The organism is Roseovarius sp. SCSIO 43702, assembly GCF_019599045.1.
In the GTDB taxonomy this organism is placed as follows: Bacteria; Pseudomonadota; Alphaproteobacteria; order Rhodobacterales; family Rhodobacteraceae; genus Roseovarius.
Genome location: NZ_CP080623.1, coordinates 2,126,496 through 2,142,357 on the forward strand (window position 1 = coordinate 2,126,496; position 15,862 = coordinate 2,142,357).

The 15,862-nt window shown below is 61.1% G+C and carries 19 protein-coding genes; 8 read left to right on the top strand and 11 right to left on the bottom strand.

Annotation, left to right across the window (positions count from 1 at the left end):
- Positions 1-14: 14 nt before the first annotated feature.
- Together K1T73_RS10480 and K1T73_RS10485 are read left to right on the top strand one after the other, a co-directional pair.
- Positions 15-1,151, top strand: coding sequence for an FkbM family methyltransferase (locus K1T73_RS10480; RefSeq protein WP_220600658.1), 1,137 nt, complete (start codon positions 15-17; stop codon positions 1,149-1,151).
- A gap of 30 nt (positions 1,152-1,181) precedes the next feature.
- Positions 1,182-2,129 carry a glycosyltransferase gene (locus K1T73_RS10485; protein WP_220600659.1) on the top strand — a complete coding sequence of 316 codons (948 nt, stop codon included), beginning with the start codon at positions 1,182-1,184 and terminating at the stop codon, positions 2,127-2,129.
- 16 nt (positions 2,130-2,145) lie between these two features.
- Here the strand turns inward: K1T73_RS10485 and K1T73_RS10490 are convergent, their stop codons facing one another.
- The 3 genes from K1T73_RS10490 to K1T73_RS10500 are packed head-to-tail and all read right to left on the bottom strand — an operon-like array spanning position 2,146 to position 4,695.
- A complete protein-coding gene (locus tag K1T73_RS10490) occupies positions 2,146-3,093 on the bottom strand; it encodes a GNAT family N-acetyltransferase (protein ID WP_220600660.1) in 948 nt (315 codons plus the stop codon).
- A complete protein-coding gene (locus tag K1T73_RS10495) occupies positions 3,090-4,019 on the bottom strand; it encodes a hypothetical protein (RefSeq protein ID WP_220600661.1) in 930 nt (309 codons plus the stop codon). Before K1T73_RS10495 ends, K1T73_RS10490 begins: the two co-directional genes overlap by 4 nt.
- Before the next feature lies 1 nt (position 4,020).
- Complete coding sequence (locus K1T73_RS10500) at positions 4,021-4,695, bottom strand: acetyltransferase (protein WP_220600662.1); 675 nt, start codon at positions 4,693-4,695, stop codon at positions 4,021-4,023.
- A 115-nt stretch (positions 4,696-4,810) separates the two neighbouring features.
- Between K1T73_RS10500 and K1T73_RS10505 the strand changes: the two genes are divergently transcribed.
- Both K1T73_RS10505 and K1T73_RS10510 read left to right on the top strand, forming a co-directional pair.
- Positions 4,811-5,221, top strand: a complete 411-nt coding sequence (locus tag K1T73_RS10505) for an FdtA/QdtA family cupin domain-containing protein (protein ID WP_220600663.1) — start codon at positions 4,811-4,813, stop codon at positions 5,219-5,221.
- A complete protein-coding gene (locus tag K1T73_RS10510) occupies positions 5,218-6,312 on the top strand; it encodes a DegT/DnrJ/EryC1/StrS aminotransferase family protein (RefSeq protein WP_220600664.1) in 1,095 nt (364 codons plus the stop codon). Before K1T73_RS10505 ends, K1T73_RS10510 begins: the two co-directional genes overlap by 4 nt.
- A gap of 14 nt (positions 6,313-6,326) precedes the next feature.
- Here the strand turns inward: K1T73_RS10510 and K1T73_RS10515 are convergent, their stop codons facing one another.
- Positions 6,327-7,166 carry a glycosyltransferase family 2 protein gene (locus K1T73_RS10515; RefSeq protein ID WP_220600665.1) on the bottom strand — a complete coding sequence of 280 codons (840 nt, stop codon included), beginning with the start codon at positions 7,164-7,166 and terminating at the stop codon, positions 6,327-6,329.
- Between the two features lie 13 nt (positions 7,167-7,179).
- A complete protein-coding gene (locus tag K1T73_RS10520; RefSeq protein ID WP_220600666.1) occupies positions 7,180-8,067 on the bottom strand; it encodes a glycosyltransferase family 25 protein in 888 nt (295 codons plus the stop codon).
- Between the two features lie 238 nt (positions 8,068-8,305).
- Between K1T73_RS10520 and K1T73_RS10525 the strand changes: the two genes are divergently transcribed.
- Together K1T73_RS10525 and K1T73_RS18065 are read left to right on the top strand one after the other, a co-directional pair.
- The gene (locus K1T73_RS10525) at positions 8,306-8,509 is read left to right on the top strand and encodes a hypothetical protein (protein WP_220600667.1); all 204 of its coding nucleotides are present in this window, start codon (positions 8,306-8,308) and stop codon (positions 8,507-8,509) included.
- Between the two features lie 21 nt (positions 8,510-8,530).
- On the top strand, positions 8,531-8,620 hold the full coding sequence (locus K1T73_RS18065; RefSeq protein WP_220603701.1) for an SHOCT domain-containing protein: 90 nt from the start codon (positions 8,531-8,533) through the stop codon (positions 8,618-8,620).
- Positions 8,621-8,625: 5 nt separating this feature from the next.
- On the opposite strand, the gene K1T73_RS10535 is transcribed toward K1T73_RS18065, so the two are convergent.
- On the bottom strand, positions 8,626-9,054 hold the full coding sequence (locus K1T73_RS10535; protein WP_220600668.1) for a hypothetical protein: 429 nt from the start codon (positions 9,052-9,054) through the stop codon (positions 8,626-8,628).
- A gap of 310 nt (positions 9,055-9,364) precedes the next feature.
- On the opposite strand from K1T73_RS10535, the gene K1T73_RS10540 reads away from it, so the two are divergent.
- Entirely contained in the window at positions 9,365-9,706 is a 342-nt protein-coding gene (locus K1T73_RS10540) for a hypothetical protein (protein ID WP_220600669.1), read from the top strand.
- Positions 9,707-10,149: 443 nt separating this feature from the next.
- Here K1T73_RS10540 and K1T73_RS17920 read toward each other — a convergent pair whose 3' ends face one another.
- From K1T73_RS17920 to K1T73_RS10560, 4 genes are all read right to left on the bottom strand, one after another.
- Positions 10,150-10,872, bottom strand: coding sequence for a hypothetical protein (locus K1T73_RS17920; RefSeq protein ID WP_259400217.1), 723 nt, complete (start codon positions 10,870-10,872; stop codon positions 10,150-10,152).
- A complete protein-coding gene (locus tag K1T73_RS10550) occupies positions 10,856-11,359 on the bottom strand; it encodes a hypothetical protein (protein WP_220600670.1) in 504 nt (167 codons plus the stop codon). The genes K1T73_RS17920 and K1T73_RS10550 overlap by 17 nt, the downstream gene beginning before the upstream one ends.
- Positions 11,360-11,687: 328 nt before the next feature.
- Complete coding sequence (locus K1T73_RS10555; RefSeq protein WP_220600671.1) at positions 11,688-12,815, bottom strand: class II histone deacetylase; 1,128 nt, start codon at positions 12,813-12,815, stop codon at positions 11,688-11,690.
- Between the two features lie 39 nt (positions 12,816-12,854).
- Positions 12,855-14,219, bottom strand: coding sequence for an aminotransferase class III-fold pyridoxal phosphate-dependent enzyme (locus tag K1T73_RS10560; RefSeq protein ID WP_220600672.1), 1,365 nt, complete (start codon positions 14,217-14,219; stop codon positions 12,855-12,857).
- Between the two features lie 147 nt (positions 14,220-14,366).
- Between K1T73_RS10560 and K1T73_RS10565 the strand changes: the two genes are divergently transcribed.
- On the top strand, positions 14,367-15,158 hold the full coding sequence (locus tag K1T73_RS10565; RefSeq protein ID WP_220600673.1) for a helix-turn-helix transcriptional regulator: 792 nt from the start codon (positions 14,367-14,369) through the stop codon (positions 15,156-15,158).
- Here the strand turns inward: K1T73_RS10565 and K1T73_RS10570 are convergent.
- A complete protein-coding gene (locus K1T73_RS10570) occupies positions 15,146-15,856 on the bottom strand; it encodes a TetR/AcrR family transcriptional regulator (protein WP_220600674.1) in 711 nt (236 codons plus the stop codon). The genes K1T73_RS10565 and K1T73_RS10570 overlap by 13 nt on opposite strands.
- Positions 15,857-15,862 lie beyond the last annotated feature (6 nt).

Below are 15,862 nucleotides of genomic sequence, written 5' to 3' on the forward strand. Positions count from 1 at the left end.
CCTTGTCGCGAGCGATGGAGACCGATCTGAAGGCCATCCTGTCCGAAACACCGGACGAGGCCCGGGAGCGACGCGCTCGCAGGCTTGACGCGGCGCTGCCAGACATGGACAAAATCGCCCTCTTCGGGGCGGGCAACACCGGGCGCGAGGTCTTGAAACGCCTGCGTCGCGCCGGTGTCGAGCCGGTTGCGTTCATCGACGACACGCCCGCCAAGCAGGGCACCACAATTGACGGGCTGCGGATCCTTGGCCGGCAGCAGGCCGCGGAAGCGCTCGAACCCGACGTGACCGTGCTGGTGACGGTTCTCAATCCCAAGCTGACTTTCGTGCAGGCACAGGCCCTTCTGGCAGAGACCGGGCTGGAGGCCGAGAGTTTCATGCTGTTGAGCTGGCTCTTTCCCGAGGAATTTTCGGGTCTGTGCAATGTAATGGCACCCGAGAATGTCCTGCACGAAAAAGACAGTATTCTGGAATGCGATGCGCTCTGGGCCGACGATATCTCGCGCGATACGTTTGCCATGCAGGTCGCTTGGCGCATGTCCCTCGACTTCACCCGGCTTCCCACTCCAAGACTGGACGATATATACTTCCCGAAGGACCTTGATATCAGTCTGGACCCGGATGTGGTTTTTATCGACGCAGGCGCGTATGACGGCGACACGTTGAAACACTTTCTGGACCATACCGGAGGTCTTTTCGGTCATGCGGTCTGTATCGAGCCGGACCCGCAGAACCTTGCGCGGTTGGAACAGAGCATCAAGGATCAGAGTCTCGGCCACCGCGTAACTGCGCTTAATTGTGGGCTTGGCGCGAGGGCGGATATTTTGTCCTTCAATGCCACAGCTGACATGAGCGCGTCCTTCGAAACAGGCGGCGCTACCTCGATGCCGGTAAAGAGGCTGGCCGACGTGATGCCTGCAGGGCAGCCAATCTATGCAAAATTCGATATCGAAGGTGCCGAGTGGGACGCGCTCAACGGGTCGGCGGCGCATGTGACGGACAATAACCCCAAGCTGGCCGTCAGCGTTTACCACGCCCCCGAAGAATTGTGGCGACTGCCCCTGCTGATGGCACGACTGTTGCCGAACCGGCGCATCTACCTGCGGGCCCATGGCGTTGATGGGACGGACGTCATCTGCTACGCGCTCTGAGCAAAAGCCCCAATTAAGGCAGGCCGCCCGATGCTAAGCCCCCCGAAGGCCACGTGCCTTCTTCTTACCTATCAGCAGCAAGATCATGTTGCCGAAACGGTGCAAAGCGCGCTGCAACAGGACTCCGCACCGATGCAGATCGTTCTGTCGGACGACGCCTCGCGCGATGATACGTTCTTGCGCATGAAAGAGGTGGTCGATCAGTATGACGGGCCGCACGAGGTCGTTCTGAACCGCAACGAGACCAACCTTGGCGTCAACGAACATCTCAAGAAAGCCCTCGGGATGTGCCGGGAGGATATCATCATCGCCGCCGCCGGTGACGACCTATATTACCCGCACCGCAACCGGCGGATCCTCGAGGCATTCGCGGCGCACGACCCGCTATTGGTGTTCTCGCACGCGGATGTGACCACGCTGGACGGGGCCCCTGCCCCGGCGCTGTATCGCAAGGCGACGTTCTATTCGACCACGGACCCGTTGGCCGCCGCGAAATCGCTGTCGCTGTACCTCGGCGCGACTTGCGCGTGGCATCGGTCGCTTTACCGCAAGTACGGGGCGATGATGTTCGAGAATACCTATGAAGACCTGATCCTCGGGTTTCGGGCCGCCCTCGAGGGACGCGCGCATCTTATCGACGAAGCGTTGCTGACATACCGGACGGGATCGGGGCTGACCAACACGAAACCCCGGAAATTCACGCCGGACAGCTACCGGGCGCAGCGCCTGCGCGAGATCGAAAGCAACACCTGCGTCTATCGTCAACGCGCGGCCGACGCAAAGAACTTCGGGCTTGGCCCTGGCCACGAGATTTCCAAACTTCTGGCCGACCGCGTGGCCGATGGAGAGGTGCGCGCCGCCTTTGTCGAGAAAGGCTGGGCGGGCCTGGTACCGTATTTTGGCCGTCACCCGCTGCAGGCCATTTCGCGCGGCGTTTCCGAGACCCGTCGGCGCAAGAAGCGCATTGCCGCGACCTGACGCCTGATCTCTCGCCTCAGCCGAGGTCCCACCGATATTGAGGAATAGCGAGGCTACGCGCGCCGAACATCTCCTTCTGACGGGACAGCCCGACATTGAGTTCGCGGCCTTCGGCCGTGGTCGAGATGCCGAAGCTGAACCAGTCGCGGTCCGCGAAGGTGTCGTTGACAAGGGACTGCACCACGAGATCCAGCGCGCCGAGGTCGCGCCCATCTCCGGATGAGGCCATGTACTGGGAATGCACGGTGCGCCCGAAATCGAAGAGGACGACACCGGCCAGCATGCGCGCGTCCTCGAAGGCCGCAAAAAGGCGGATCCGCTGGGAAAACGCGGCGTTGAGGCGCGTGATCTCGTCCAGCGAATGGGTTGGCCGTGCGTCGTGGCGCTGATCAAGCACCTCGCCGAGGATATCCCAGAAGGCGGCGAAATCGGTGGCCTCGGAGGTTGTCAGCCCCGCCTTGGCGGCCTTCTTGGCCCCGTATTTGCGGCCGCTGCTGAACGACAGCTTGCGGCGCAGGGGAATGGCCGCGCTCAGGTCGGTGCGGACCTGCCGGGCGCCGGCGTTGCACAGCGCATAGATATCGGCCTCGGCCGGTTGCGCGTGGAATATATGCGGCACCGGCTTGTAGTGCAGCGTCCCGATCCCCTGCCTGAGAAGTTCGTCGCGCAAGCTGGCGAAGATCTGAACCACCTGTGCGGCCGAGGTCGCGGGCTTGACCAGCAGACCGCCGAAGGTCAGGCCACCATGGGATTGCAGCGTGTCGTTCACCCGGTTCGCGGGCAGGCACGCGATAATCTTGCCGTCGCTTTCGAAGATCAGCGAGTGATCGTCGAACCGGTCGGAATGGTAGTCCATGAAGCGGCGGTCATGCAGGAACATGCCGTTTGTCGAGGCGGCGACGAAGTCGTTCCACGAAGTCGAAAGAGCGGGCGTGTAGCGCTTGATTTCGATGTCGCCGCTCATGCCGCCTGCCACTTCGCGAGGCCGACACCTGTCCGCCCCATGTCGTTGCCGTTGTAGAACAGATACCTGCCACCATCCGGCGCCACGAAATGCGCGGGATAACAGGTCATGTCACTGTCCCAGCTTTCAGGCGCGCCCAGCGGCAGTTCGACATCATCCGTACGGGTGAACTCCACACCGTCCGGAGAGCTAAAGCGGAAGGCCGCATATTGCTTGGCGCGGGTGTCGGAGGTTGCGCGCAATTCCCACGTGCCGTCCTCCAGCTGCGTCGCCCGGGGGCGGCCGATGCGGTATTCGTCGCCCGAGGGCGTGATGATGCGCTGCGCGGCTGCGTTGTCGAAGGTGACACCGTCGTTGCTGGTCAGCGTCCAGCAATCGTAGCGGGGATAAAGCCGTTCGCCGATCTCCTCCCATCCGTCGCCACGGGAAATCCACGCGCGGAAGCTGCCATCCGGCAGTCGAGCGATTGAGTGCAGCGCGCCGATGAAGGGCCCGTCGGGGCAGCGGTCGAGCACAGGGGTCGTACCAATCCTCTGAAAGCTGTCGCCGCGATCCCGGCTGATGGCGAGGCCGGTGAAGGCCAGAAATTTCGCCTTCTCCACCAGCTGGAACCCCACGTAGTAAAGCCGCAGTTCGTCGGGCTCGACCTCGACCACATCGCCCAGGATAAGGCCGTTGTCGTCGAACATGCCCGGTGCGCCGAGATCCAGCACCGGGGCCGTGGAGCTGGCCTTGACCCGGGTCGGGTCGTCAGCGGCGACATCGACCCAGCCGATGCGGCTGATGCCGTGTGCGTCGCGCATCCCGCCGAAGGTCCGTATCGTGTCTTCGTCGCGCAACCACGGGCACGGCGTCATGAAGGAATGCTGCGCCCAGTCGAGGCTTCCGTCCGGGCTGAAGATGTGCCCCTGTTTCACCCATGCCATATCAGGGCTTGATCCGGTAATAGCGGTAGGAGGACACCTTGGCAGCCTCAGCCGGGTTGCCATTCAGGATCAGACCGGGGGTGTCGAAGCTCTTGGTGACGGCCGCCGCCATGCCGACGACACAATCCTCGGCCAGGTGCACATTATCGGCCAGGGCGGCGTTCACGCCCAAAAAGCTGCGTGCGCCAATATCGCAATAACCCGACACCACGATATGCGAGGACAAGAAGCTGTTTTCTCGGATACGGGTCTGATGGCCGATATGGTTGCCGGACCACAGCACGCATCCATCGTCTATCTGTACGCCATGCTGCACCACGTTGTTCTCGAAGATAAAGACATTCTCGCCCAGTTCAGCGGTCCGCCAGACCATCGCGCGGGGGCTGACGAAATTGGCAAGGTGGTATCCGTGCTCCTTGGTCAGCGCGATCAGACGCGCGCGGATCCGGTTGAGCTTGGTCGAAGTCACTGCGACATGCGCGTCAGTCTTGCCCGGATCGAAATGCGACGGGGCGTCTTCGAGCGGGACCACGGGCAGGTCGAACTTGACTGTTTCGTCCAGGTAGTCCCGTTCGACCGCGAACCCGACAACCGTGTAATCGCTGTCGACGGTGAAATACTCGTAGGCGATATCCGCGAACTCGCCGGCTCCCACGATCAGGATATCTTTTGACATTCCAAACCTTTCTGTGCCCGGGGGGCCGGGCCGTCTATCTTCGATGCCCGGCTATTTCAAATCGTCATTGCGCGGTTTATAAACACGGACCAATGCAGAAGCGAGTCGTAATCCCTTGCCGCTAAGTGACTGTCGCCTAATAGATTTACCCAAGATCTCGGACGCGCGGGGCAATCTTACCTTCGTCGAGGGAAACAACCACATCCCCTTCGAGGTCAAGCGGGTCTACTACCTTTACGACGTTCCCGGCGGCGCCGACCGGGGCGAGCACGCGCACAAGGACCTGCACCAGTTCGTGATATCGATGTCTGGAAGTTTCGATCTGCTGCTTGACGATGGCTTTGATAAAAAGCGGTTTCAGCTCAACCGGCCCTATTATGGCGTCTACGTCTGCCCGATGATGTGGCGCTACCTGGACAATTTCTCGTCCGGGTCGGTCTGCATGGTTCTGGCGTCGGGCCCCTATGACGAGACGGATTACATCCGCGACCGCGACGAGTTCCTCAAAGCCGTGGGTGCGGCGTGAACGTCCCCTTCCTGGATCTTGCGACAGCACGGGCGGGCATACAGGCCGAGCTGGACCACGAGCTTCTGCGTGTCGCGCATTCCGGCAGCTATGTCATGGGACCCGAACTGGAGCGTTTCGAAGCCGCCTTTGCGGCCTATGTCGAAGCCGGCGCCTGCATCGGAACGGCAAACGGGCTGGATGCGCTTCACTTGGGACTTCGCGCGCTGGGCATCGGCCCGGGCGACGAGGTTATCGTACCGTCGAACACCTATATCGCGACCTGGCTTGCCGTCAGCCAATGCGGCGCGGTGCCGGTGCCGGTCGAACCCCTTGAGGACACGCACAACATCGACCCCGAGGGCACCGCCGCGGCGATCACCAGGCGCACCAAGGCCATTCTGCCGGTGCACCTCTACGGCCAGCCGGCCGACATGGACGCGCTGAATGCGGTGGCCGAATCGAACGGGCTGAAGGTGCTGCAGGACGCCGCCCAGGCGCATGGCGCACGCTACAAGTCGCGCCGTGTGGGCAGCGATGGCACCGCCGCGTGGAGCTTTTATCCTACGAAGAATCTGGGTGCGCTCGGGGATGCCGGGGCGTTGACCACATCGGACAACGATGTCGCGCAAACTGTCAGGTTGCTGCGAAATTACGGTTCCGAAAGGAAATACGAGAACGATATTCAGGGCTTCAACAGCCGTCTCGATCCCCTTCAGGCCGCCTTGCTGGCGGTCAAGCTGCGGGTTCTGAACGACTGGACAGAGCGTCGCCGCGCCATCGCGCGCGACTACACCGGTGCCTTTTCCCGCGCCGGGCTGCAAGTTCCTTACGTGCCCGACTGGGCCGAGCCGGTTTGGCACCTTTACGTGCTGCGCCACCCCGACCGGGACCGCTTTCAGACGCGCCTGTCCACGGTCGGCATCGGGACCGTGATCCACTATCCCATCCCGCCCCACCTGCAGAAAGCCTACGCCGACCTTGGCCATGGGCAGGGCGCTTTTCCGCTGGCAGAGCGGCTGGCGAACGAGGTCATCAGCTTGCCCATGTGCCCCGGACAGACGACAGCGCAGACCGAGTACGTGATCGAAAAGGTATTGGAACTCGCCTGAGGACCTGCGCCGTTTCAGCTATCTTCCTGGCGCAGGGCCGCTATCATCCCCGAGAAACGCGCAAAATACTTTTGTCGGCGCCGGGACGAAAAGACCGTTGCAGGTGACAGGGCGCGCATCCCGGTCTTGAGGATTGCAGCATAGCAGTTGCGGTGCATGCCGTGCTTGCGCGTGGTGTAGATCTGGGAATGGCCCCAATGCCAGTTCTTGATGCGCTCGCTTTTCAACGACCCGCCTGATGACGCACCTCCGGCGTGGTGGACCACGGCATCTGCCACGTAAACCAGGTGGCCCTGAGATCGGGACAGGCGAAGGCTGAGATCGTCATCCTCGAAAAACAAAAAGATCTCGGGATCGAATCCGCCCACCGCCTCAAAGGCGCGCCGACGAACGAAGAGCGCGGCCCCGGAGAGGACCGGAACGACCGTATACTTTGTCAGTTCCTGTTTTGGCAACCACATCGAGCGATCGACGAGGTCACTCCGGCGCTTCACGACCGCCGTGCCTGTCTCGTCCAGAATTCGTGGGTTGAAGGCTGACGCTTCCGAATGCCGTTCGGCTGCATCGATCAACTTTTGCAACGCGTCAGAGCCAAGCGCCGTATCCGGATTGAGGAACAGAAGGAATTCCGTGTTCGCCTGTTCCGCACCTTTGTTGCACCCGGCACCGAAACCAAGGTTGCGCTCATTGTCGACCAGGCGTGTCGTGTTCTGCCGCGCGGCGACGATCCGTTGCAGCCGGGCGCGATCGTCCGAGGCGTTGTCGACGATCACCACGGGTGTCCTTTGCGGCACGGAGGCCAGCATGTCGGGCAACACACTCGTGCTGTTGTACGCGACCGTGATGATCGTCACGCGGTCTTCGGCGCTACTTCGAGGCATTCAGATGCTGCCTCGCGAGAGCCCGGATCTTGCGCCGATACAGTGGCCGCAGGATTTCGCGGCGCAACTTTGCCACAAGCCCACCTTTACGCCCAATCATGCTGCCACCCAATTCAGCAGAAACCTCTCGTACTCCGGACGGCCAAACCGTCAGCACGCGGACATTGTGCACCCACTGCATCTGCAGAAAAGTATCCACGGGTCTGTCAAAGCGTTCGGACGCCGCGAGCAAAGCGCGGGCCGCGTCGCGCGTGACCAACTGAGCGACCATACCAAGAGCAATCCGGTCATAAAGATGAACCCCGATTTCATCCGATGTGTCGACTTCCTGCGTCCTTTCTTCGCGCAACTTGATGGGGAAGCGTACAAAATCGCCCTGTTGTATGTTGGAGAGAGCAAGACTCAGGGCGCGGGGAAAGACATCCTCCTGAAGGTGCAGGTCATCTTCCAGGATAAGAGCCGCGTCCAGATCGTCATCAAGGATTTTCTGCCAACACGCGCGGTGGCTGTGGAAGGCGGCAATTTCGGACGACCGCATCGTGAAAGGATAGGTCGGCCGCATCAGTTTGCGGCGATAGGCGTTGGCGTGGGCCTCGCTCATCTGCTGCCCGTCCACGGCTCTGACAACATGAGATTCGAGCGGCACGGCCTTTCTCGTGGCTTCAACTTGTGGCAAACGGGCCTCTGCGCGCTCAAGGTGGATAATCATACACTCCGTCTCCAAAACATCGGCCTTTCTACAAACTGAAATCAACACCTTACAACTATAGGTTTTCGAAACGAGATGCCACTGTAGGTCATATTTCAATCCAGAAAACGTCCTGGGGTACGGCAAAAAATTTTGGTGTCCCGTTCGGTTTTTGAATTTGTGCATTGAACCCAATCTATCGCTCTTCCTTCGGTGAAATAGGTTCGCGACCTTCGCGGACCCGAGCGCAGAACACGGCCGACAAAGAGTGCCCGCACTGCTCACCAATTCCTTTCAAAATACTTCACCCAATACCGAATACTTCTATTTCTTTTTCATGCGCTCAACTTAAACCCAAGTCCTCCTCGCCGGCCCGAATGGGGACCGGAAGGTAGGAGCGGGTAGTCCAGGAAAGGACAATGACATGAAACTTCACAGCTTTATCGCCTCCTCGGGATTTCTCTTATTCGCCGCGACGCCGGGCGCGGCCGACACCTACGACGGTTTCGGCCACATGATGTGGGGCGGCGGCCACGGGATGTTCGGTCGCCTGATGATGCTGATCTTCTGGGCGCTCATCATAGGATTGATTGTGCTTGCGGTTCGTGGTTTTTCCAACCGCCCGTGAACTGGACAGAGTGCGGTCGATATTCTTCGTGAACGTTATGCGCGCGGCGAAATCAACGAGGATGAATTCGAGCGTCGGCTGGCCAACCTGGAGTCCGGCAAACAAGAATGAGCCTGCTAACGGCAATGTGATGGCCGGGGCCTGCTGCCGCGCTTGACCTTCCAAGTCGGGAGGGCCGCAAGGCCGCGATAACCGTCGGGCTTAACGAGGGATCGACATGATACCTGAAATCGGACAATTTGCACTGTCATTGGCGCTGGCGATTGCATTGGTGCAGAGCGTCCTTCCCATTCTCGGCGCGTCGCGCGGCACACTTGGTGCGCAACATCGCCTTCGATCTGCGGCCGAAGAGTATCCGCGTCAACGCGCTCGGCGAGCGCGATCACGCCCTCGGCCGCGGCCACCGGATCTGAGCGACCGACTGCCCGAATCTCACTATTGGCCGATTTCAGCCTCTCAATGGCCTTGGCCGAGCCGCGCCAACCGAAAGCGCCCGCGCGCAGGCCGGGTTTGAATTTCCATTTATGGATCGGCTTGTGCGCCATGGCCCCTCCTCTGTTGCGGAGGTAGAATGACATGATGCGCGGCGCGGATGGAGAGCCTTGACCCGATTAACGCCGAAATACCCCTGGCCAGTTGGTTTGGCTTCCCACATCGTGGCGTTGAAACCAGAAATGCGATGCTGCGTCTTGCGCGAACGACATGGCGAGATTCGCCACCAAGAAGCGGCATACAGGCTTGTTGAAGACCCGGTTAATCGCGGGCGCCGGATAACAGAATTGCCAATCTGACTTTTTTCTTCGCTACAAGCCAATTCGGCCAACCTCTATCTGAGAAAATCTGAAGAATCACTGCATGTATGAAGTCGACAACCGCCCCAAGCACGTCGGCTGGATCGAAACCGCGCTGAAGGCCGGCTATGCCGATCTACCGAGCCTGCGAATTTATGCTCAATCACATTTCGGCCCACCTGACCGGATTGCATTCGTTGTGGTTCTGGGAGTCGATGAAGACCGGGATCGGCGTAGAGCGATCCGCTCCGACGCGGTCGATCTGCTGCGCTATCTGGGTTATCTTGTCGAGTTCGAACCGGGGCGCGATGTCTACGAGGTGCTGCCGCATCCGCCGGAGTCCGCACATGAAAAGATGCAGATGCACCAGTTCCTGTGTGCTGCCCGCCGCATTCTCGGTGAGTAATGTCACTACCCAGCGCGATACGTCCAGCCTGACACCCATTTCCGCACCGACCGAGCAGACCGAATGTTGCAGGCCACACGGGTGCCCATTCTGAGAATGGCTGCGGTGTGGCGCATGACGGACCATTGAAAGACTGGAAATAGACGTCGCCGTGGTCCGTCAAGGCAGCCCCATCGCCCTACCAAAATCTGGTGCTTGATCTGGTGCCCGAAGTACGCCACGACTCCGGGCACATCTTGGAGTCCGTCCGGAGCCGGTGCACCGCCGCGTCGGAAATTCCTTTGGAATCAAAGGGACTTGGTTGCGCGGAGGGGCCCCTACCGCCGGAGCCACAAATCACACTAAGTATTTGGTTTTATTATTTTTTTGGGTTTTCCAGTTGAAATCCTCTCAGCGGGGCCATGATTCCCGCAACATATCCCGCAACGTGGGACCATGTTGCACTAAGCGAACCGTTCAAAAACGTTCTGTAGCAGCGTCTCGATGTGCGCTGCCGACTTGTTTGCGCCAACCTTGAGACTATTAGGATGACCGCAGCCATTGCGGAGCCCGAGCGCCTTCTGCAACTCTTCTTTCGAATTCTTGCCGACAACAGAGATCGCGGCGATCCGGTCCAGAAAATCGGCCTCACCCATTCTGCCAAGGTCATCGGGTGTTTTTGCGGCTTTCCACTTTCCGTTAACCCGTTTCGCTTCGATATTGAAAGCAGACAAGTGATGAGCATGAACATGCTTGTGCAGGACGTCCATTGCACCCAGCCAAGCCATTACGATGGCGGAGCGATACAACTCCGCCTCGTGACATTTGATTGCCTCTTCTACAAAATCTCGGGTTTCGTTGTCGGTGATCTTGTCGAGATGTGAACGAAGGTCCACTGCCACCTGCATGGCGGCAGGGCTAATCGTGGCAATTCCCAAATCGCGCAGGTGTATTTTACCCGCGTCCGTCAACTCCCACCCTGTCGTACGGATGGCCTTGCCCTTGGACGCGCCTAAGGTCGCTGAGACATTCCACTTCCGCATTGCACGAAAGCCCGCCGTGTCAGCTAGTTCGTTGATCTTTGACACGGCAATCGGCTCATCCTGAGTTGCAAGCACAAGCAAGATTTTGTCAAGTTTGCCGAGGTCTTTGTGCAGCCACTGCTTGAGTTCATCCGATGTCAGCAATCTTGGCCTCAAGCTGTTTTCTCTCTGAAGCACTCAGAGCATAGGTGTCTTTTGCGATCTGATTGATGCGCTTAGCTTTCGTGAGACTGCCAAGATTCTTGGACATATTGCTGCTCATATTCCCATTGTAGTACGTAGTCGCACCCTTCATCTCGGCGAGGATCTCGCTGCGAGTAGATGAAGACTTGCTCTGCACAAGCTCAAGCTGAGCCAGTGCGCAAATCACAAGCTCAGGCCCGCTATTGGCGTTGAGGTGCGCTGCAATCGTATTGGTTGAGAAATTGAAACCGTTCTTAGGCGCAGGCGGTGCATCGGCCTCCATGTTGACGGTAGCAGAGTTTGTATGCGCGGGTTCTTCGGGCAAACGAGTGGCCAGATCGCCCATCGTGACCAGCAGGGTTTCAATCCCACCATCCAAGAATGCAGGATCGCCCTCGTACTCGATTTCCATCGATCCGACTTTAACCCGAATTTTGGCACCTTCCATCACTACCTCCGATCATCAAGCGCGACTGCTCAACTCTACTACTAGATGTAGTGGCAGGCAACATTCCGCTGTATGCTAGCATACTGTCGGAGCGAAACTCGCGTAGCCCGCAACAAATCCCGCAACACTTTTCTCACCGAATCTATATAAGCGATTGATTTCTAATACTATATGGAATGTACAAACACCTACCGCCGGAGCCAAACCTCCCCACACGTTCCGCGACCTTCGGCGATGAAAAGTCGGCCTGACAACGCGTGACAGGTCATGGCGCCGGCCAGCGGAGTCTCAGAACTCTCCACCCCCACCGCCCCGGCGCCGAGCAGCGTCAACTCCCGAACGCGACCCGTCTCACCTCCTCGACAAGCATCCGCTGATCGTGGCTCAGCTCCTGACCCCCGTAGGCACCGATGAAATCATCGAACGGATCGGTGAAGGTCTGGCTCGTCCCCGCCAGCACCTCGAGCACCGCGAGCCCGCAATAGGGCACGTATTGCGGTGAATACCCGCCCTCGTGAGTGACGATGATGCGGCCCTCCGCGTGTTTGTCGGCCACCTTCATCAGGCGCCGCGTCATCTCGGCATAGTCGCTCGACTTCAGCATCTGCATCCCCAGCGGATCCATCGCGCAGCTGTCGAAGCCGCTCGGGATGATGAGAAGTTCCGGACCGAACGCCTCGAGCGCCGGGATCACCAGTTCGTCGAAGGCGTGCAGGTAGCCGCCCGTGCCCGTGCCCGGCGGCAGCGGGATGTTGAGGTTGTACCCCTCGCCCGCGCCCGCGCCGCGCGCCTCCATCGGTCCGCTGTCGAGCGGGAAGAGGTTGTCCTGGTGGAGCGAGATCGTGAGGACGCGCGGATCGTCGTAGAAGATCGCCTCGGTGCCGTTGCCGTGATGCACGTCCCAGTCGATCGTGGCCACGCGGCTCAGACCGTGCTTGTCGATCGCGTGCTTCGCGCCCAGTGCGGCATTGGCGAAGAGGCAGAAGCCCATCGCCACGTCAGGCAGCGCGTGGTGGCCCGGCGGACGGCACAGCACGTAGGCATTGTACCAGTCGCCGTCCATCACCTTGTCCACCGCGGCGATGACGCCACCCACGGCCAGCCGCGCGATATCGAGGCTCGCCGGCCCCACCGGCGTCAGCTTGCCCGCATCGCCCCCGCCCGAGGCGCAGACCCTGGCGATGTGATCGATGTGGCTCTGCGGATGGATCGTGCGGATGACCTCGTCCGGCGCGGGACGCGGGCGATGCGCGTGCAGCTTGGGCGCGAGATCCGTCGCCTCGACCAGGTTCTGCAACCGCCGCTTCGTTTCGGGATTCTCGAAATGCACGCCCGGCTGCAAGTCGAGGCTCGGCTCCATGAACCCGCACCAGTTCAGCGTATCGTGCCAGTAGTAGAGCTCGGATGTCACCCACCCGGTCTTGCGGGAGCAGGTCGTCTCGGCGTGAAAATGCATCTTGTTTCTCCTCTCCTTGTATCGCCGCGCCCACCCGGCCTACCCGCGCAATTCGGCCATCACCGCCTCGATACTGTCGCGAAGGATGGCGCCGGTCCGCTCGATCATCTCGGACGACATGACGAGGGTGGGCGACAGGATCAGGCTGTTGCCGAGGGGTCGCGCGATGAGCCCCCGCTCCTGCGCGGCCATCGCCACCCGGTTGCCGATCTCTACCGCTTCGTCGAAGGGCTCTTTCGTCTCCTTGTCCCGGACCAGCTCGATCCCCATCATGAAATGGCTGCCCCGCACCTCTCCCACGATGTCGATGTCGCCCAGGCCGCGCAACGTCTCCTCGAACTGCTTGCCGGTTCTGCGCACCTGCTCGGGCAGTTTCTCGCGCTCCATTATGCCGATATTGGCAAGCGCGGCGGCCGCGGCCGCCGGGTGGCCGGAATAGGTGAAGCCATGCAGGAACTTCTCGCCCGGCGCCGAGATCACGTCATAGATCTCGTCCGAGATGATCGTCGCCGACAGGGGTTGATAGCCCGAGGTGAGACCCTTGGCCGAGGTGATGATGTCGGGTTCGATCCCGAATACGTCCTGCGAGGCGAAGAAATGGCCCAGCCGGCCGAAGGCCGTGACGACCTCGTCCGAGATATACTTGATGTCGTGCGCGTGACAGATCTCGAGCGCGCGGGCGTGGTAGCCTCGGGGCGCCACGATCACGCCGCCCGCACCCATGATCGGCTCTGCGATGAAGGCCGCGATGTTGTCCGCGCCGATCCGCGCGATCGACTGCTCCAGGTCCTCCATCAGCGCGTCGAGAAACTCCGCCTCGCTCAGGCCCTCCCCCTCGCGCCAGTGATGCGGCGAGCGCAGGTGATGCACGATCTCGTCGGCGCTCGTCCAGCCGTCGGAATAGGCGGGCGTCGTCATCGCCATGGCAAGGTAGGTCGACCCGTGATAGCCGCCGATCCGGCTCAGCACATGGCGCTTTCCGGGCTTGCCCCGGCGCTGCCAGTAGTGGTGCAGGATGCGAATGGCCGAGTCGTTGGCGGCCGAGCCGGAATTTGCGAAATAGACGTTGTTGAGACTGCCGGGCGCAAGCGCGGCGAGCTTCCGGGCAAGCGTTGCCGCCGACGGGTGGGTGAAATTGTAGAAGGTCGAATAATAATCCAGGGTGTTCAACTGCTCGGTCACCGCCTGGATGATCTCGGGCCGGCCGTGGCCCACGTTCACGCACCACAGCCCCGCGATCCCGTCGATCAGTTCGCGCCCGTCGCTGTCATAGACATAGGCGCCCTTGGCGCGGTTGATGACGGTGCGTCCGCTGTTCTGCTTGAGCGCATCGAGATCGCAGAAGGACTGGATCAGGTGATTGTCGGCCGACAGGATATCGTCGGTGCTCGCATCGAAACTCATGGTCTCTCCTCCCTATCGGTGACTTCTCGTCGAAACCCGGGCGGGCGCGTCACCCATCATACCCCCCTTTCGGTCACGCAAGTTTACTCGGCCTCGGTTGAGGGGGTATAACCCCAAAGGGGTATATGTGCCGCGGAGGATGGCGCGATGAAGCGATTGGCGGCCGCGATCTCGGCGCTCGAAAGCGACAGTTTCGAGACGCGGCTCTTCGACTGGATCGACGGCGCCGTCGACAGCGACAACAAGACGATCCTGCTCTATCCCGGCGATCGTCCGCCGCGCCCGCTCAGGCTCCAGGCGGAGCGCCCCGAGGTCCATGAGAACATCGAGACCCAGTATCTCGCCGGCGCCTACCTGCTCGACCCGTTCCATGCGCTTCACGCGGACGAGGCGGCGCCCGGCCTCTACACGCTCGGCGACGTGGCACCGGACCAGTTTCATCGCACGCGCTACCACGCCGAATACTACGCACGCACCACGCTGGTGGACGAGATCGTTTTCGCAACCCGTCCCGCGCCCGGCCTCTCGGTCCATGTCTGCCTGGGGCGCGACGCCACCTCCGGGCGCCGCTTCTCGCGACGCGAGGTGGCGGCCGCCCGCGACATCGCCCCGGTCCTCTGCGCGCTCGCCCACCGGCACTGGCAGGGCCAGCAGCCCGGCGAGCTGGATCGCGCGACCCTTCTCCACGAGGCCCTGCGCGACCAGGTCGAGACGACGACAGGCGTGGCTCTAAGCCCGCGACAGGCCGAGGTCGCCCTCCTCATCCTCAAGGGGCACTCGTCGCTCTCCATCGGCCTCCGGCTCGGGATCAGCGAACAGACCGTCAAGGTCTTCCGCAAGCAGCTCTACCGCAAATGCCGCATCTCCTCGCAGGCAGAGCTCTTCACGCTGATGATGCCGCTTCTCTCGGGCGCGATGGATCTCGCCTACCCGGCCTGATCGCGCAACCCTCCCTCGAGCCCCCTGATGATGATGCCGAGGCCGAAGGCGAAATCCGCGTCGGGGTCGATCCGTGTCATCTGCGGCAGAAGGCGTCGTGTGACCGGATGCTCGTCATCCCCGAGGCTCCGGCGCAGGGCCGCCCCCTCCTTCTCGCTCATCGGAGCGAGCCAGCCCGACACCTCGTCCACCGCGAAAGCCTCGGTATAGGTGATGAGAAGCCGCGCGGCCCGCACCGTCTCGTCCTCCCCGAACCCGGCGCGCATGAGCACCGCGTGAAACGCCTCCGCGATCCGGTGTTCCGCCCTCACCCAATCCTCGTAGAGCTCATAGAGGCGAAACACCCCCGGATGCGCCCGCGCCAGCGCCCGGATCGCCGCGCAAAGCGCCCGCAGGTCGTCACGCCAATCCGCTCCCGGCTCGGGAAGGTCGCAGGCCGCAAGAAACCGCTCCAGCACATCATGCAGAAGCGCGCGCCGGCTCTTGTGATAGTGATAGATCGCCATCGGATCGACGCCAAGCCGCGCCGCCAGCTTGCGCATGCTGAACGCGCTCTCCCCGCCTTCGTCGATCATGTCCATCGCCGCCTCGACGATGCGCTCGCGCGATAGTCCGCCCTTGTTCGCCACCTTGATCCGGTATCCCTTGCCAGCCGTAACTCTACAGTGTAGAAAAAGCTCTACGCTGTAGAGCATCATAAGCGA

What these genes read in the sequence shown, in the direction of transcription:
- K1T73_RS10490 (WP_220600660.1), bottom strand. Translation starts at nt 3,093, where the DNA reads ATGAGCGGCGACATCGAAATCAAGCGCTACACGCCCGCTCTTTCGACT.
- K1T73_RS10570 (WP_220600674.1), bottom strand. Translation starts at nt 15,856, where the DNA reads ATGATGCTCTACAGCGTAGAGCTTTTTCTACACTGTAGAGTTACGGCT.
- K1T73_RS10520 (WP_220600666.1), bottom strand. Translation starts at nt 8,067, where the DNA reads ATGCACAAATTCAAAAACCGAACGGGACACCAAAATTTTTTGCCGTAC.
- K1T73_RS10525 (WP_220600667.1), top strand. Translation starts at nt 8,306, where the DNA reads ATGAAACTTCACAGCTTTATCGCCTCCTCGGGATTTCTCTTATTCGCC.
- K1T73_RS10560 (WP_220600672.1), bottom strand. Translation starts at nt 14,219, where the DNA reads ATGAGTTTCGATGCGAGCACCGACGATATCCTGTCGGCCGACAATCAC.
- K1T73_RS10485 (WP_220600659.1), top strand. Translation starts at nt 1,182, where the DNA reads ATGCTAAGCCCCCCGAAGGCCACGTGCCTTCTTCTTACCTATCAGCAG.
- K1T73_RS10565 (WP_220600673.1), top strand. Translation starts at nt 14,367, where the DNA reads ATGAAGCGATTGGCGGCCGCGATCTCGGCGCTCGAAAGCGACAGTTTC.
- K1T73_RS10540 (WP_220600669.1), top strand. Translation starts at nt 9,365, where the DNA reads ATGTATGAAGTCGACAACCGCCCCAAGCACGTCGGCTGGATCGAAACC.
- K1T73_RS10555 (WP_220600671.1), bottom strand. Translation starts at nt 12,815, where the DNA reads ATGCATTTTCACGCCGAGACGACCTGCTCCCGCAAGACCGGGTGGGTG.
- K1T73_RS10550 (WP_220600670.1), bottom strand. Translation starts at nt 11,359, where the DNA reads ATGGAAGGTGCCAAAATTCGGGTTAAAGTCGGATCGATGGAAATCGAG.
- K1T73_RS10480 (WP_220600658.1), top strand. Translation starts at nt 15, where the DNA reads ATGGAGACCGATCTGAAGGCCATCCTGTCCGAAACACCGGACGAGGCC.
- K1T73_RS10500 (WP_220600662.1), bottom strand. Translation starts at nt 4,695, where the DNA reads ATGTCAAAAGATATCCTGATCGTGGGAGCCGGCGAGTTCGCGGATATC.
- K1T73_RS10535 (WP_220600668.1), bottom strand. Translation starts at nt 9,054, where the DNA reads ATGGCGCACAAGCCGATCCATAAATGGAAATTCAAACCCGGCCTGCGC.
- K1T73_RS10495 (WP_220600661.1), bottom strand. Translation starts at nt 4,019, where the DNA reads ATGGCATGGGTGAAACAGGGGCACATCTTCAGCCCGGACGGAAGCCTC.